The organism is Kitasatospora sp. RG8 (assembly GCF_017813315.1).
Taxonomy (GTDB): domain Bacteria; phylum Actinomycetota; class Actinomycetes; order Streptomycetales; family Streptomycetaceae; genus Kitasatospora.
The window spans coordinates 394,203-409,152 of the sequence record NZ_JAGIYX010000002.1 but is presented as its reverse complement, the minus strand read 5'-3'; the positions used below and the strand labels follow the sequence as shown (position 1 = coordinate 409,152).

Annotated in this window: 11 protein-coding genes; 6 read left to right on the top strand and 5 right to left on the bottom strand. The window is 74.6% G+C overall.

Going from position 1 to position 14,950, the window contains the following annotated elements:
* Positions 1-51: 51 nt before the first annotated feature.
* Entirely contained in the window at positions 52-600 is a 549-nt protein-coding gene (locus J5Y04_RS04640) for a helix-turn-helix domain-containing protein (protein WP_209410472.1), read from the bottom strand.
* Positions 601-804: 204 nt separating this feature from the next.
* Here J5Y04_RS04640 and J5Y04_RS04635 point away from each other — a divergent pair, with 204 nt between their 5' ends.
* From J5Y04_RS04635 to J5Y04_RS04625, 3 genes are all read left to right on the top strand, one after another.
* Positions 805-2,283 carry an MFS transporter gene (locus J5Y04_RS04635; protein WP_209410471.1) on the top strand — a complete coding sequence of 493 codons (1,479 nt, stop codon included), beginning with the start codon at positions 805-807 and terminating at the stop codon, positions 2,281-2,283.
* Positions 2,284-2,912: 629 nt separating this feature from the next.
* A complete protein-coding gene (locus J5Y04_RS04630; RefSeq protein WP_209410470.1) occupies positions 2,913-6,599 on the top strand; it encodes a SpoIIE family protein phosphatase in 3,687 nt (1,228 codons plus the stop codon).
* A 119-nt stretch (positions 6,600-6,718) separates the two neighbouring features.
* Positions 6,719-7,135, top strand: coding sequence for a nuclear transport factor 2 family protein (locus J5Y04_RS04625; protein ID WP_307852927.1), 417 nt, complete (start codon positions 6,719-6,721; stop codon positions 7,133-7,135).
* Positions 7,136-7,328: 193 nt separating this feature from the next.
* Here J5Y04_RS04625 and J5Y04_RS04620 read toward each other — a convergent pair whose 3' ends face one another.
* The 3 genes from J5Y04_RS04620 to J5Y04_RS04610 all read right to left on the bottom strand — a co-directional run bounded on the left by J5Y04_RS04620 (position 7,329) and on the right by J5Y04_RS04610 (position 10,327).
* A complete protein-coding gene (locus tag J5Y04_RS04620; protein ID WP_209410469.1) occupies positions 7,329-8,396 on the bottom strand; it encodes an S-adenosylmethionine:tRNA ribosyltransferase-isomerase in 1,068 nt (355 codons plus the stop codon).
* Positions 8,393-9,166 carry an SDR family oxidoreductase gene (locus J5Y04_RS04615; RefSeq protein WP_209410468.1) on the bottom strand — a complete coding sequence of 258 codons (774 nt, stop codon included), beginning with the start codon at positions 9,164-9,166 and terminating at the stop codon, positions 8,393-8,395. The genes J5Y04_RS04620 and J5Y04_RS04615 overlap by 4 nt, the downstream gene beginning before the upstream one ends.
* A 228-nt stretch (positions 9,167-9,394) precedes the next feature.
* Positions 9,395-10,327, bottom strand: a complete 933-nt coding sequence (locus J5Y04_RS04610; protein ID WP_209410467.1) for a pseudouridine synthase — start codon at positions 10,325-10,327, stop codon at positions 9,395-9,397.
* Positions 10,328-10,574: 247 nt separating this feature from the next.
* Between J5Y04_RS04610 and J5Y04_RS04605 the strand changes: the two genes are divergently transcribed.
* The 3 genes from J5Y04_RS04605 (at position 10,575) to J5Y04_RS04595 (ending at position 13,251) form a co-directional block, all read left to right on the top strand.
* A complete protein-coding gene (locus tag J5Y04_RS04605; protein WP_209410466.1) occupies positions 10,575-11,666 on the top strand; it encodes a PP2C family protein-serine/threonine phosphatase in 1,092 nt (363 codons plus the stop codon).
* Between the two features lie 215 nt (positions 11,667-11,881).
* Positions 11,882-12,274: a DUF3224 domain-containing protein gene (locus J5Y04_RS04600; RefSeq protein WP_209410465.1), complete on the top strand. Its 393-nt coding sequence runs from the start codon at positions 11,882-11,884 to the stop codon at positions 12,272-12,274.
* Between the two features lie 98 nt (positions 12,275-12,372).
* Positions 12,373-13,251, top strand: coding sequence for a DUF5995 family protein (locus tag J5Y04_RS04595; protein ID WP_307852926.1), 879 nt, complete (start codon positions 12,373-12,375; stop codon positions 13,249-13,251).
* 6 nt (positions 13,252-13,257) lie between these two features.
* Here the strand turns inward: J5Y04_RS04595 and J5Y04_RS04590 are convergent, their stop codons facing one another.
* The gene (locus J5Y04_RS04590) at positions 13,258-14,697 is read right to left on the bottom strand and encodes a GuaB1 family IMP dehydrogenase-related protein (protein ID WP_209410464.1); all 1,440 of its coding nucleotides are present in this window, start codon (positions 14,695-14,697) and stop codon (positions 13,258-13,260) included.
* Positions 14,698-14,950 lie beyond the last annotated feature (253 nt).

The window sequence follows — 14,950 nt, the reverse complement described above, 5'->3', positions numbered from 1 at the left end:
CGCCCGACCGCGTCGGCCCGACCGTGCCTCCCCGACCGCGTCGGCTCGCCCCTACTGCGACTGCGCCTCCGCGGCCGTTCCGACCGGCGCGAGCAGACGGTGGGGGCGGGCCAGCGCGCGGGAGACCGGATCCGGGTGGACGTCGGACGACGCCCCCGGCCCCGGGCGCATCGTCACCTCGCCCGGCGGCACGGCCGGGCCCCCGCAGTGCGGGCAGGAGCCGGCCAGGTCGAGGTCGGTGCCGCAGGTCGCATGCGAGAAGATGCGCCTGGGTCCGCCGGCCGAGGCATGGCGGCCGCCCCAGCGGGCCAGCGTGTAGACCGGCATCCAGAGTTCGAGGCCCACATCGGTGAGCAGGTAGCCGTGGCGCAGCGGCGCCTGTTGGTAGGGCTCCTTGCGCAACACCCCGGCCGCCACCAGGGCGTTCAGCCGCGAGGTGAGGACGGCGCGCGGGATGCCGAGGTGGACGAGGAAGTCGTTGAAGCGCTGGACCCCGTAGAAGGCATCGCGGACGATCAGCAGGCTCCATCGTTCGCCGACCACCTCCAGGGCGCGGGCCAGTGAGCAGTCCTGCTGTTCGTAGTCGGTTCCGAGCGCCATGCGGCTCAGCGTAGTCCAGGCGGATCAAGGGTTCAATGAACAGACTTACGGTGGTAGCGTGCTGCGCGGCTTGAAGGTTCATTCACCAGACTCATGATGCGCTCGCCTCATGGTCTGCGATTCGGAGGGAACGCCATGTCCCGCGCGTCATCGGGCTCCGCGCCGTCAGGCTCTGGGCCATCGGGCTCGGCTCCGTCGGCCGCCGTGCCGGCCGACTCCGTACCGGCCGCCTCCAGGCGGGCCGCCTCGACAGTCTCCGGGCCGGCCGCCTCGACCGTCTCCGGGCCGACCGCCTCCGGGCGGGCCGTCGGCACCTGTGCCGCGCTCCCGGTCCGCACCGGTGCCACCCTCCTCACCACCTGCCTGGCGACCGCGCTGGTCACCATCGCCTACACCGCCCCGACCTCCTCGCTCGCCGCCACCGCCGACGCCCTCCACCTCGGCGCCGGCGGGCGGACGTGGATCCTCACCAGCACCCTGATCGGCCTCGCCGCCCTGCTGCTCACCGCCGGGAGCGTCGCCGACGACCGCGGCCGCAAGCGGGTCTTCACCTCCGGTGTGCTGCTCTTCGCCGTCGCCGCCGCGCTCGGCGCACTCGCACCCGGTGGCGGCGTGTACCTCGCCTCCCGGGTCCTCCTGGGCGCTGCCTCCGCGGCGATCCTGGCACCCGCGCTCGGGCTGGTCAGCCATGCTCACCCTCCAGGACCCGGCCGGATCCGGGCCCTCGGCACCTGGGGCGCGGCGGTCGGCCTCGGCATCGCACTCGGGCCGGTGTACGGGGCACTGGTCCAGCAGACGGCCGGCTGGCGCGCGGTGAACGGTGGGATCGCGGTGGCCGCCGCCGCAGTGGCCGCGGCGGCAACCGTCGTCCTGACCGAGTCGCGCGCCGAGCGCCCGCGTGCGCTCGACCCGTACGGCGTACTGACCCTGGCCGCCGGGACGTCCTGCCTGATCGCCGGCCTCGCGCAGGGGCGGACGGGCTGGGGCCGGACGCCGGTGCTGGTGCTGCTCGCCCTCGGGGCGCTGTTGCTCGCGCTGTTCTTCGTGGCGGAGTCACTGGTCGCGGAGCCGATGCTGGACCTCGCACTGTTCCGCAACCCCGGATTCGTGGCCGCCACCGGCGGAGCGCTGTTCACGGGGCTCGCGGTGGTCGGGTTCATGAGCTATCTGCCGACCCTCCTCCGGAGCGTGCTCGGCCTCTCCGGCCTCGCGGCGGCCGGGGTGCTCGCCCTCTGGTCCGGCCTGTCCGTGGTCGCCGCCCTCCAGGCCCGCCGACTCGCCGACCGGATGTCCGCCACCACCCAGGTCGCGACCGGCCTCCTGCTCTCCGGTCTCGGCCAGGCCGGGCTGTACGGGGTCACCCCGGGCACGCCATGGGAACGGCTCGTGCCGGGCCTGGTCGTCGCAGGCGTCGGCAGCGGCATCCTCAACGCCGCGCTGGCCCGCCTCGCGGTCGGCAGCGTCCCACCCCACCGTGCGGCCATGGGCTCCGGCGCCAACAACACCGCCCGCTACCTCGGCTCCGCCCTGGGCGTCGCCATCACCGTGGCCGTCGCGTCCTCCACCCCCTCGCTCCCCGCAGGTGCCGAGCGCGCCACCCTCGTGGCGTCCGCCCTCTGTCTCCTCGGCGCCGCCCTCACCCTCACCACCCGCACCCGGCGGCCGGTCGTCCCCGTTGCGTAGGAAGGCGACCCGGCCGACTTCCTACGCAACCGCCCGCACGCACCCTGGACCGGCCCGGCCCGGTGACCACGACAAGCCATCCGTCGGCTGTGCCACACACCGGAAGCCGCCCCAGCCGACCTCCAGCGCAGAAGCCCGTCCGTCCACCAGCCCAGCTGCCAGAAGCCCGGCACTCACGCGCCAGAAGTCGACCCGGCCGACTTCTGGGCCGACTTCTGGCGCTGGCACACCCCATCCGGCCGTTGGACGGGACGTCGAATCGGGAGAGGCAGACGGCCAGACGGAGCAGGACGTCGACCCCGCCGGCCTCCTGTGCAGGGCGCACGCGCGGGAGAGGGCTCGGGCCGCAGAGGCCGGAGAAGGCGGGGAGGGCTCGGAGGACTCTCCTTGCGGGGCGGGATGGCGGAGCAGGACGTCGGATCCGCCGACTTCCCGTGCGGGCGATGCGGCCCGCCGGTCGGGCCCGCGGCGGGGGCGGTCGGGCCCACCGGGGTCGGGGCCGGTGGGCGGGTGGGGGCGGTTCCGGGTGGGGGCGGTTCCGGGTGGGGCGGGTGGAACGAGCGGGGCTGCGGGGCTGCGTGGGAAGATGGCAGGGCTGGTGGAAACGATCTCCGGGCGGTTCTCTGGCTATGGTGAACGAGCAGCGTGATGCCGGTGAGCCCAGGCGGCCGCGTCAGGACGCCCTGCTGATGGTGCCGATCGCGACCGCGCTGATCGAGGCCGACGGGCGCATCCTGCACTGGAGCAACGACGCCGAGGCACTGCTCGGCTACACGGCCAAGGAGGCGATCGGCGCGCGGGCCGCGCAGTTGCTGGCCACGGACGAGCAGCGGCCGGAGGTGCTGGAGCTGTTCCAGGAGATCCTGGACGGCCGTGGCTGGTCGGGCGTGTTCCCGGTCCGACACCGGGACGGGCACCTCGTCAACCTGGAGTTCCGCACCCACCCGATCTCGGGGCCGGGCGGCAGCCCGCTGGTGCTCGCGGTGGCGTCCGACGTCTCGACGCTGCGCCGGATCCAGGCGGACCTCGCCGTCCTCGACGGGTTCTTCACGCAGTCCCCGGTCGGGATGGGCGTGTTCGACACCCGGCTCGCCTTCGTCCGGCTGAACGACGCGCTGGCCAGGGTGAACGGCCTGCCGGCCGGCGCGCACCTGGGACACCGCCTCACCGAACTGTTGCCCGGGATCAACGGGGAGGAGACCGAGGCGGTGATGCGGCGGGTGCTGGAGAGCGGCGAACCCGTACTGGACGCGCGCTCGCGCGGCCGAACCCCGGGCGATCCCGAGCACGACCACGCCTGGTCGGCCTCCTACTTCCGGCTGGAGGACCCGGCCGGGGAGATCCTCGGGGTGAGTTCGACCGTCATCGACATCACCGAGCGGTCCCGCGCGGACGCCCGGGCGGCCCGGGCGCAGGAGCGGCTGGCACTGCTGGTCGACGCCACCGCCTCGATCGGCACCACGCTTGACCTGCGGCAGACGGCCCGCGAGCTGGCCGATGCCATGGTGCCCAGGGTCGCGGACATCAGCGGCGTGTTCGCGCTGGAGGCGCTGGTCGCCGGGCGCAACGTGGAGCCGCTGGACCCCAGCGCCCCGCAGCTGGTGCGCCGGCTGGCGCTCGCCACCACCGACCCGCTCTACCCGGCCGAGGCACTGCCGGTGGACACGGTGTACGAGGTGGCCCCGGACTCCCCGTACGCGCGGGCGCTGGCCACCGGCCGCACGGTGGTGGTGCCGTCCTGGGAGCTGCCGATGCTGAGCCAGGGGATCTCCGAGAGCCGCCGCCAGGCGTATCTCGGCGACCGGCCGCGTTCGGTGCGGATCACCCCGTTGGTGGCGCGCGGCACCACGCTGGGCATGGTGGTGTACTCGCGGCGCGGCGAGCGGGAGTCCTTCGCCGAGGCGGACATCACGCTCGGTGACGAGCTCGCGTCGCGGGCCGCCGTGGCGATCGACAACGCCCGGCTCTACCTGCGCCAGCACCAGACCGTGCTCGCCCGGCAGCAGGCGCTGCGCGAGGCGAAGGCCGCGCAGGAGCGGCTGGCGCTGGTCAACTCGGCATCGGCACGGATCGGCACCACGCTCGATCTCACCCAGACCGCCAAGGAGTTGGCCGAGGTGGCGACGCCCAGGCTGGCCGACACGGTGGTGGTGGAGGTGCTGGACGACCTGGTGCGCGGCGAGCGCGAGGCCCGCACGCTGGCGGACGGCTCGGCGGTGCTGCGCCGGATGGCGTTCCACTCGGCGCACGGTTCGACGCTGGAGCCGATCGACCGCACCGGAGGGGTGCAGCGGTTCCGGCCGAGTTCGCCGTACGCGTGGAGCCTGGCGAACCGCAAGCCGGTGCTGGTGCCGCGGATGGACGCGGCGGGCATGGCCTGGTTCGCCGACGACCCGGTCCGCAGGGCCGCGGTCCGCACGCAGAACGTCCGGTCGTTCATGGTGGTGCCGCTGATCGCCCGGGGTTCGCCGGTCGGCGTGGCCGGCTTCTACCGGACGGTGGTGGAGCGCCCGTACGAGGACGACGACCTGGCGCTGGCCGGGGAGTTGGCGGTCCGGGCCGCGGTGTCGATCGACAACGCGCTGCTGTTCACCCGGGAGCGCGACGCGGCGGCGGCCCGCCAGCGCGCCCTGGACGAGGCCTGGGCGGCGCAGCAGCGGCTGTCACTGCTCAACGAGGCCAGCACCCGGATCGGCACCACACTCGATCTGCACCGCACCGCCGAGGAGTTGGTGGAGGTGGTGATCCCGCGCTTCGCCGACTTCGTCACCGTCGACCTGCGCGAGGCGGTCCTGAGCGGCGACGAGCCGAGCCCCGTCCCGGACGACGGCACGGTGCTGCTGCGGGCGGTCGCCGTCGGCGAGGCCAACGCGAACGGGGTGCTGGCGGGGGCCGCCGACCAGGTGGGCTCGAACTCGCAGTCCGCGAAGGTGTACGCGGAGAGCCTGCGGACGGGGCGCTCGATCCTGGTGTCGGAGGTCGACGAGGCGGCGCTGCGGCGGATCGTCGCGTCGCCGGACCGGGTCCAGCCGGGTCTCGACGCCGGGATCCACTCCTACCTGATGGTGCCGCTGCTGGCACGCGGACTGGTGCTGGGCGGCGCCGAGTTCATCCGGATCCGCAATCCGGTGCCGTTCGGCCAGGCGGACCGCGCGCTGGCCGAGGAGCTGGCCGCGCGGACGGCCCTGGCGATGGACAACGGCCGGCTCTACCGTCGCGAGCGGGACACCGCGCTCACGCTGCAGCGCAGCCTGCTGCCGCAGGAGATCCACCGCACGCTGGGGCTGGAGATCGCCTACCGATACCTGCCGAGCAGCGTGGTCAGCGAGGTCGGCGGCGACTGGTTCGACGTCGTGCCGCTCTCGTCGGGGCGGGTCGCGCTGGTGGTCGGCGACGTGATGGGGCACGGCATCCGGGCCGCCGCCACGATGGGGCAACTCCGCACGGTGGCCCGCACGTTGATCACGCTGGAGCTGGATCCCGCACGGGTTCTGCACCGGCTGGACGAGGCCACCACGGCACTCGGCGAGGGCCAGTTCGCGACCTGCGTCTGCGTGGTGTACGACCCGGTGGAACGTCTCTGCACCGCCGCCTGCGCGGGCCACCTGCCGCCGGTGGTGGCCGACAGCGAGGGCGGGGCCCGGCTGGTCGACCTGCCGCCCGGCGCACCGCTCGGGGTCGGCGGAGTCCCGTTCGAGAGCGTCGAGTTCACGCTCCCGGAGGAGGGCATCCTGGCGCTGTACACGGACGGTCTGGTCGAGCGCCGCGGCCGTGACATCGACGAGGGCCTGGACCTGCTCTGCCGGACCATCGCCGACCGGCACCGCTCGCTGGAGCAGACCTGCGACGCCGTCCTGGCCGAACTCACCGGCCGCACCAGCGAGGACGACATCGCGATCATCCTGGCGCAGGTCCGGCCCGCCGGCGCCGACCGGATCGCCACCCTGCCGCTCACCGACGACCACGCGATGGTCGCGCACTCACGCCGCTTCACCCGCGACACGCTCATCGGCTGGGGTCTCGCCCCGCTCGCCGACTGGGCGGAGCTGCTCACCAGCGAGCTGATCACCAACGCCCTCGTGCACGCCGGATCCCCCACCCAGCTCAGGCTGTTCTACAACCGGCTGCTCACCGTGGAGGTCGCCGACCGGGACGCCGAGTCACCCCGGATGCGGCGCGCCCGCTCGGAGGACGAGGGCGGACGCGGCATGCACCTGGTCAACGAGCTCGCCCACCGCTGGGGCAGCCGGCGCACCCGGGACGGCAAGGTGGTCTGGTTCGAACTGGAGCTGCCACCGGGTACATCGGCCCGCTGACCACCCACGACAACCGTCGTTTGTCACCGTTCCCGTGCGGTTGTTCGCCCGCGTGGCCCCCGGGGGGCTTGGCTTGGTCCCGGCAGAAGGAACCGGCCCGGAACACCGAGGAGCACATCGTGGACCAGCTCGACCCCCGTACCGTCGTGGAGCGTTACGTCACCGCCATCGCCACCGGCGACCTCCCCACCGCGGTGGCCTCGTTCGCCGAGAACGCCACCTGGTCCTACCCCGGCGACCTGCCGCTGTCGCGGGTCTGGGACGGACGGGACGCCATCGTCGAGGACTTCCTCGGCTCGGTGGGCACCCTGTTCGCCCCCGGCGGCTCCCCGCAGGTGACGCTCACCGGCCTGCTGGCGGACGGCCCGCAGGTGGTCGCCGAGTGGACCGCCCGTGGCACGGCGGCCAACGGCTCCGCGTACCACAACCAGTGCCTCGGCATCTTCACCGTCGAGAACGGCCTGATCACCGCGGTGCGCGAGTACCTGGACACCCACCACGCGGCGCGCACGCTGTTCGCCGACCAGGCCTCCTGACCGGCGTCCTGCGGTGGGCCGACGGTGGGCCACCGGTCGTCCGGCAGGCGGCCCACCGTCGGCCGGAGTCCGTCGGCACCGCCGCCGCGCCTTCACGGCGCCTGCCCCGGCGGCGCACGAGCGAGGACGCACAGGCGTGCGGGCGCGGACGCGCAGGCGTGCGGGCGCAGGCTGCCGGGGCCCGGGCGAAACCCTAGTCGGGGAGCAGCAGATTGACGTCGCCGAACTCGTGCCACAGGTAGCGGTGGTGGACCGCCTCCGCGTAGCAGCGTGCCAGGAGTGGTCGCCCGGCGACGGCGGCGAGCATCAGCAGGTGGGAGGCGCGGGGCTCGTGCCAGCCGGTGAGGAGGCCGTCCACGGCCAGGACGCCGCGTTCGGGGGTGATCACCAACTCGGTCCAGCCGCCCGCCTCGTGGACGGTCCCGTCCGGGGCGGCCGCCGATTCCAGGGCGCGGACGACGGTCGTACCGACCGCGATCACCCGGCCGCCGCCGGCCCGGACGTGGCCCACCAGACGGGCGGTGGCGGCCGGGACCTGGAACCGCTCGGCGTACGGGGCCTCGTGCGCCTCCGGGGAGGCGACGCCGGTGTGCAGGGTGATCGGCGCGACCAGCACCCCCCGCCCGGCCAGCCGGGCCACCATCTCTGTGCTGAACGGGCGCCCTGCGCTGGGCATTTCGCTGCTGCCGGGGACGGTCGCGAAGACCGTCTGGTAGGCCTCGATCGGCCAGTCGCCGTCCACGTAGCCGTACCGGATGGCCCTGCCGTGACGGGCCAGGTACTCCAACAAGGGTGCGGGCAGGTCGAGTCGGGCGTGCCAGAGGCGGGCCGTGAACGGCTCGACGAGCTCGGCCGAGGCGCCGCCCGGCAGGTCCACCCGCAGCCCGGGGCGGGCCGGGGACTCCGCCGGCGGGTAGTAGGCGGGGGCCCCGCCGGGCACCGTGCGGCGCAACTCCACCAGGAAGGAGCCGCGTTGGTCGGGCTGCGCGGAGGACAGGTGCAGCGCGACGGCGGTGCCGTCCGGCAGCCGCCCGGCGAGGGCGGCGGGCAGGGTGGCCGAGTTGTTGACCACCAGCAGGTCCCCGGGGCGCAGCACCTCGGGCAGGTCGGTGAAGCGACGGTGCTCGACGGTTCCCGCGTCGCGGCGGCCGACCAGCATCCGCACGCCGTCGCGGGCCGTGCCGCGGGCCTCCGCCGGTGCGCGGGCCGAGAGTTCGGGCGGGACGGTGACGTCGATCCCGGTGTCGGCGAGTGCGGTCATCGCTCACCCTGGGCGGCGGTGGCGGCGAGCAGGTCGGCGGCCCGGTAGCGGCCGGAGGCGGGACGGTCGCGCAGCAGGCCGAGGAGGGCGGGGACGACGGTCTCGGGGAGCGGCTCGGCGGAGATGTCCTCACCCGCGTACGCCTCCTGGAGCATCCTGGTCCGCATGCTGCCCGGGTCGACCGCCCAGACCTTCAACTCCGGCTCCTCCCGGGCCAGCACGGCGGAGGCGTGGTCCAGCGCGGCCTTGGCGGCGCCGTAACCGCCCCAGCCCCGGTAGGCCTCGACAGCCGCGTCGGAGCTGATGTTCAGCAGGACACCGGAGTGCGCGCGCAGCTGCGGCAGCAGGAGCTGGGTCAGGGCGATCGGCGCGAGGGCGTTGACCTCGAACATCTCCAGCAGATCGGGCAACGGGACGTCGGCGAGCCGGGGCAGCGGCTCGCTGCCCGCGTCCGAACCGTTCAGCGTGCCCGCGTTGTTGACCAGGAGCGTCGCACCGCCGAGCCCGGCGGCGGCCTCGGCCAGGCGGGCGCGGTGGTCGTCGTCGACGACCGAGCCGGCCAGGGCGGTGACCTTGGTGAGGGCGGCCAGCCCGGCCTCTGCGGCGGAGAGTTCGGCCTGGTTGCGGGCGGTGATCACGAGCTGCCAGCCGTCGGCGGCCAGTGCCCGGGCGAGGGCAAGGCCGAGGCCGCGCGAGGCTCCGGTGACCAGGGCGACGGGCGGGGTGGCCGGCTGGGCGGACCGGACGGTGTGCTGCGGTGCGTTGTTCATGGCACCACGATCGTCCCGGCCCCGCCCCGCACGGATCGGCCACCGGGACCGGGACCGGGTCGTACCTTGGACCTAGACCAGGAGGCCGATGCGGGCCCCCTCCCGCTCCGCCGGCCCGGCCGGCTCCTCCCGGGCCCCTCCCACTCCGTCGGCCCGCCCCACCCGGGCCGGTGGACCGCCGCGCCCGGGCCGGGTGGACCGCTGTTCGGACCGCCGCGGGGCCCGGAGCTACCAGGAGGCGGGATCCGACCAGGCGGCGAGCGTGCGGCAGCTCTCGAAGCGGCGCGGGCGGCCGGTCAGCGGATCGCTGAACTCGACGCAGGAGGCGAGTAGTTGCAGTGGACGGCGGAAGTCGTCCGGCGCGGGGTCCGGCAGCAGCACCGGGTACACCGGGTCACCGAGGATCGGCAGTCCCAGGCCGCTCATGTGCAGCCGCAGCTGGTGGGTGCGCCCGCTGAACGGCAGCAGCCGGTAGTGGCCGAGGCCGTCGCGGTGCTCGACCAGCTCGATCCGGCTCTCGCTGTTCGGCGGGGCGTCCAGCTCCTGGGCGGCGATCACGCCGCGTTCCTTCACGATGTGGCTGCGGACGGTGCGGGGCAGGGCGAGCGCCGGGTCGTACGGCGCGATCGCCCGGTACTCCTTGCGGACCAGCCGGTCGCGGAAGAGCGTCTGGTAGGCGCCGCGCTCCTCGGGTCGGACCACGAACATCGCGAGCCCGGCCGTCAGCCGGTCCAGCCGGTGCGCCGGGCTGAGGGCGGGGAGGTCCAGCGAGTGCCGCAGCCGGGAGAGCGCCGTCTCGACGACGTGGCGGCCGCGCGGGGTGGTGGCCAGGAAGTGCGGCTTGTCGACCACGACCAGGTGCTCGTCCCGGTACAGCACGGCCAGCTCGAACGGGACCGGGACCTCGTCCGGCAGCTCACGGTAGAGCCAGAGGTGCGCGCCGGGGCGGAACGGCTCGTCCGGCCCGATCGGACCGCCCTCGCCGACGATCTCCCGGCCGTGCAGCAGCGCGTCGATCCGCTCCGGCGCCACGGTGGGCAGGCGGTCGGCCAGGTACGCGCGCACCGTCGGCCACGGTCCCTCGACGGGCAGCCGCAGGTGCACCGGGTCCACCCCGAGTCGCTGCGGGAGGGGGGCGGGCGGCTTGCTCTTGCGTCTCATCTCGCCGCCAGCCTAGCCGGGACCGACCGACCGCCCGCCGGCCACCCGTCCCGCGGCCACCCGCCTCCCCGCCCCGGGAAGGCCCGCCCGGGACGCCCCGCACCGGACGCCGCATCGGACCCCGCACCGGCCGACCCGCACCGGCCGACCCGCACCGGCCGAGGCTCCCGTCCGACATGCCGGTGCCCCCGGCTGCGGTGGAGAGTGGACAGTGAGGCCCCCGCCCACGCCCACTGGAGGCGCCCGCGTGACCACCGCCGGACCGCAGGACGCGGTGCCGCCGCTGCATCTGCCGCGGCGGACCAGGCTGCTGCTGGTCTGCGCCTACCTCCTGCTGGTCGTCGCCGTGGTGGCCGACCTGGTGTCCGGGCCCGGGACGACCCTGTCCCCCGTGCTCGCGGTGGCGCCGGTACTGGCCGGGGCGACCACCCGGCGCGCCCGGGTGGTGCTGGTCACGGGAGCCGTCGCCGTCCTCGCGGCCGGTCTGCTGGAGCTCAGCAACCGCGGACTGCCCGGCTCGGTCCACGTCAGCGCGCTGGTCACCGTGCTCGCCGCGACGCTGGCCAGTGCCGGGAGCGTCGTCCTGGTGTCGGCCCGGGAGCACGAGCTGTTCCAGGTCCGGACGGTGGCCGAGGCGGCGCAGCGGGCGCTGCTGCGGCCGCCGCCGGAGCGGCTCGGGCCGTTGCGGGTGGCGGTGCGCTACGTCGCGGCGGCGGCCGAGGCCCGGATCGGCGGGGACCTGTACGAGGTCGCGGAGGGTCCGCACGGGATCCGGATCCTGCTGGGGGACGTGCAGGGGCACGGGTTGCCGGCGGTGGAGACGGCGGCGGACGTGCTGGGGGTCTTCCGGGAGGCGGCCCGCACCGAACCGGAGCTGGCCCGGGTGGCGGAGCGGCTGGACTCGGCACTGGCGGGCCGCCCGGTGAACGAGCGGTTCGTCACGGCGGTGCTGCTGGGCGTGGACGGGACCGGCGGCGCGGCACGGCTGGTCAACTGCGGCCATCCGCACCCGCTGCTGCGCCGGGCCGGCCGGGTGGATGAGCTGGAGCCGCCGCAGCACGCCCCGCCGCTGGGGCTGCTCGGGCTGTTGGGCGGGCACTACCGGGCGGGCGGCTTCGAACCGCGCACCGGCGACCTGCTGCTGCTCTACACCGACGGCGTGTCCGAGGCCCGGAACGCGGCGGGCCGGTTCTTCCCGCTCGAGGAACGGCTGGCCGGGCTCTCCGCCGGGAACCCGGAGGACGTGCTGGACGAGCTGCTGGCGGAGGTCCGCACCTGGGTGGGTGACGTCGGTCTGGCCGACGACGCGGCCCTGCTGGCGCTCCGCTGGGATCGCTGAGTGCCGCACCCGCTGAGCCCTGGCCCGAGCACGACATCCGCCCCGCCGCACCCGCCGGCGCGCCGCACCCGCCGGCGCGCCGCATCCGCCGGGCGGTGGCGGGCCCGGCCCGGCACCACCGTCGGCGGTTCGGGTCGATTGTCGGTGGCGTGTGCAAAGGTGTGAGCGCGGTCGGCGGGGTGCCGTCCGCAGGGGTGGCCGAGGGGAACGGTGGCATGGGGATCAAGACGAGCGGGGCGTTCGAGGTGACCGCCTTCGAGCCCGAGGAGACCGACGAGCAGCCCGGGGCGACGCTCGGCCGGGTGCGGCTGACGAAGGAGTTCACGGGCGGCCTGACGGGCAGCAGCGTGGTCCGGATGCTCTCCGTGCTGGACGGCGCGGGCGGACCGGCGGCGTACGTCGCGGTGGAGCGCTTCACCGGGGAGCTGGACGGCCGGAAGGGCTCGTTCGTGCTCCAGCACTCGGCGCCGGGCAGCCAGGGCGAGCGGCTGGCCGTCCGGGTGGTGGCGGGCACCGGCGCGGGCGAGCTGGCGGGGATCACCGGAACGTTCGAGCTGACCGTGGACGACGGCGGTCACACCTACGTCCTGGAGTACGAGCTGGGCTGAGCCGGCCGGCCGGACCGTCCGCGCGGCGCCGGCACCGCGCCGGCCCGGCACTGTCACGATGATGCGATCAGCGCACGGTCGATCGCGGAGGGTGATGGATGGCTCGGGACACGGCACGTGCGGTGGACGAGGTGATCCGCCGGCTGCGGGAGATCGGCGCCGGTCTTCCGGCCGGCGACGGCGTCGCGGTGTTCAACCGCATGTACCTCACCGTGACGGAGGCGGTGCGCCGCCGTCTGGCGGGCCTGTACTTCGCCGACCCGGCCGCGATGGCCGAGTTGGACGCGGTGTTCGCCGGGCGGTACCTGCTGGCCGTGGACGCCGTCGCGGCGGGGCGCCGGCCGCCGGCCTGCTGGCGGCCATTGTTCGAGCTGCGCGGGCACCCCGGGGTGCACCCGTTGCAGTTCGCGCTGGCCGGGATGAACGCCCACATCCAGCACGACCTGCCGCTCGCCGTGATCGACACCTGCCGCCGGCTCGGCCGGTCCCCCGAGGACCTCTGCGCCGACTACCACCGGATCAACGGACTGCTCGCCGCCGTGGAGACGGCGGTCCGGGAACAGCTGATGCCCGGGCCGGACGTGCTGGAACGCGCCGAGCCGCTGACGCACCGGGTGGGCGCCTGGTCGGTGGACTCGGCCCGTGACGCGGCGTGGGCGAGCGTCGCCGCGCTCTGGGAGCTGCGAGAGCTTCCGCACGCGGCGGCGGCGCTCGCCTCCGCGCTGGACGTCGCGGTCGGCCTGCTGGGCCGCGCCCTGCTCACCCCGCTCGGCTTCCACGGCGCCGCCGGCACCCATGACATCCACCAGGCCCACGAGAGCCACGGCACCCGCCACGGCCACCAGGCCCACCCGGCCCACCAGGCCCACGGCGCCCACGCAGCACAGGGCGCCCGCAGCACCCTCGACGCCCGCAGCACCCACGGCGGAACGGCCGGCCGGCTCCCCGTGGCGAGGAACCGGCCGGCCGTCCGCTGAGCGGGATCAGGCCCAGCTGGAGTGCAGCGGCTTGCCCTCGGCGTAGCCGGCCGCGCTCTGGATGCCGACCACGGCCTTCTCGTGGAACTCCTCCAGGCTGGACGCGCCCGCGTAGGTGCAGGAGCTGCGCACGCCGGCGACGATCGAGTCGATCAGGTCCTCGACGCCGGGGCGGGCCGGGTCGACGAACATCCGGGAGTGCGAGATGCCCTCCTCGAACAGCGCCTTGCGGGCCCGGTCGTACGAGGAGTCCTGGGCCGTGCGGTTGCTCACCGCGCGGGCCGAGGCCATGCCGAAGCTCTCCTTGTACTGGCGGCCGTCGGCGGTGGTCTGGAGGTCGCCGGGCGACTCGTAGGTGCCGGCGAACCAGGAGCCGATCATCACGTTGGACGCACCGGCGGCCAGCGCCATCGCCACGTCGCGCGGGTGGCGGACACCGCCGTCGGCCCAGACGTGCTTGCCGAGCCTGCGCGCCTCGGCGGCGCACTCCAGGACGGCGGAGAACTGCGGGCGGCCGACGCCGGTCATCATCCGGGTGGTGCACATGGCGCCGGGGCCGACACCGACCTTGAGGATGTCGGCGCCCGCCTCGACCAGGTCGCGGACACCGGCGGCGGAGACCACGTTGCCGGCCACGATCGGGATCTGCGGGTCCAGTCCGCGCACCGCGCGCAGCGCGCTGATCATCGACTCCTGGTGGCCGTGCGCGGTGTCGACCACCAGCACGTCGGCGCCCGCCTCGATCAGGGCCTTGGCCTTGCCGGCCACGTCGCCGTTGATGCCGACGGTGGCGGCGATCCGCAGCTGGTTCCGCGCGTCCACGGCCGGGGTGTAGAGGGTGGCGCGCAGCGCGTTCTTGCGGGTCAGCAGGCCGACCAGCCGGCCCTCGGCGTCCACGACCGGGGCGAGCTTGCGGTGCGCCTCGGTCAGCTTGTCGAAGGCCGCGCGCGGGTCGATGCCCTCGTCGAGCAGCAGCAGGTCGCGCGACATGACGTCGGCGAGGCTGGTGAAGCGGTCGACGCCCTGGCAGTCGGAGTCGGTGACGACGCCGACCGGCTTGCCGTCCTCGACCACGACGAGCGCGCCGTGCGCCCGCTTGGGCAGCAGCGAGAGCGCCTCGGCGACGGTGGCACCGGGGTCGAGGGTGATGGCGGTGTCGTGCACCAGGTGGCGCTGCTTCACCCACCCGATGACGTCGGCGATCACCTCGGTGGGGATGTCCTGCGGGATGGCGACCAGGCCGCCGCGACGGGCGACGGTCTCGGCCATCCGGCGGCCGGCGATCGCGGTCATGTTGGCGACGACCAGCGGGATGGTGGTGCCGGTGCCGTCGTTCGAGGACAGGTCGACGCCCTGCCGGGAGCCCACGGCGGAGCGGCTGGGGACCATGAAGACGTCGTCGTACGTGAGGTCGTACGAGGGCTTGAGGTCGTTCAGGAAGCGCATGAAAAAGGGCTCTCTGGCTGGGAGAAGTTACACCTCGGGTGCGGTTGCGACGAAGCCGCGGGGCGCACTCGGGCGCCCCGCACCCAACATTCGATTCTCCGGCACCGTGGGGGCAAAAGCCAGTTCGAGGACGTTTGCTGGGGCACCGCACAAACCATGATCGCCGCACGGCTCCCAGGCTTGGAGATTCCTCCAACCGTCCGGCTTTTCGCCCCGGCCAGGGCCGCTCCCGTAGCATTCACGCGGTAACGGC

What these genes read in the sequence shown, in the direction of transcription:
- J5Y04_RS04615 (WP_209410468.1), bottom strand. Translation starts at nt 9,166, where the DNA reads ATGAACAACGCACCGCAGCACACCGTCCGGTCCGCCCAGCCGGCCACC.
- J5Y04_RS04600 (WP_209410465.1), top strand. Translation starts at nt 11,882, where the DNA reads ATGGGGATCAAGACGAGCGGGGCGTTCGAGGTGACCGCCTTCGAGCCC.
- J5Y04_RS04640 (WP_209410472.1), bottom strand. Translation starts at nt 600, where the DNA reads ATGGCGCTCGGAACCGACTACGAACAGCAGGACTGCTCACTGGCCCGC.
- J5Y04_RS04590 (WP_209410464.1), bottom strand. Translation starts at nt 14,697, where the DNA reads ATGCGCTTCCTGAACGACCTCAAGCCCTCGTACGACCTCACGTACGAC.
- J5Y04_RS04630 (WP_209410470.1), top strand. Translation starts at nt 2,913, where the DNA reads ATGGTGAACGAGCAGCGTGATGCCGGTGAGCCCAGGCGGCCGCGTCAG.
- J5Y04_RS04610 (WP_209410467.1), bottom strand. Translation starts at nt 10,327, where the DNA reads ATGAGACGCAAGAGCAAGCCGCCCGCCCCCCTCCCGCAGCGACTCGGG.
- J5Y04_RS04595 (WP_307852926.1), top strand. Translation starts at nt 12,373, where the DNA reads ATGGCTCGGGACACGGCACGTGCGGTGGACGAGGTGATCCGCCGGCTG.
- J5Y04_RS04620 (WP_209410469.1), bottom strand. Translation starts at nt 8,396, where the DNA reads ATGACCGCACTCGCCGACACCGGGATCGACGTCACCGTCCCGCCCGAA.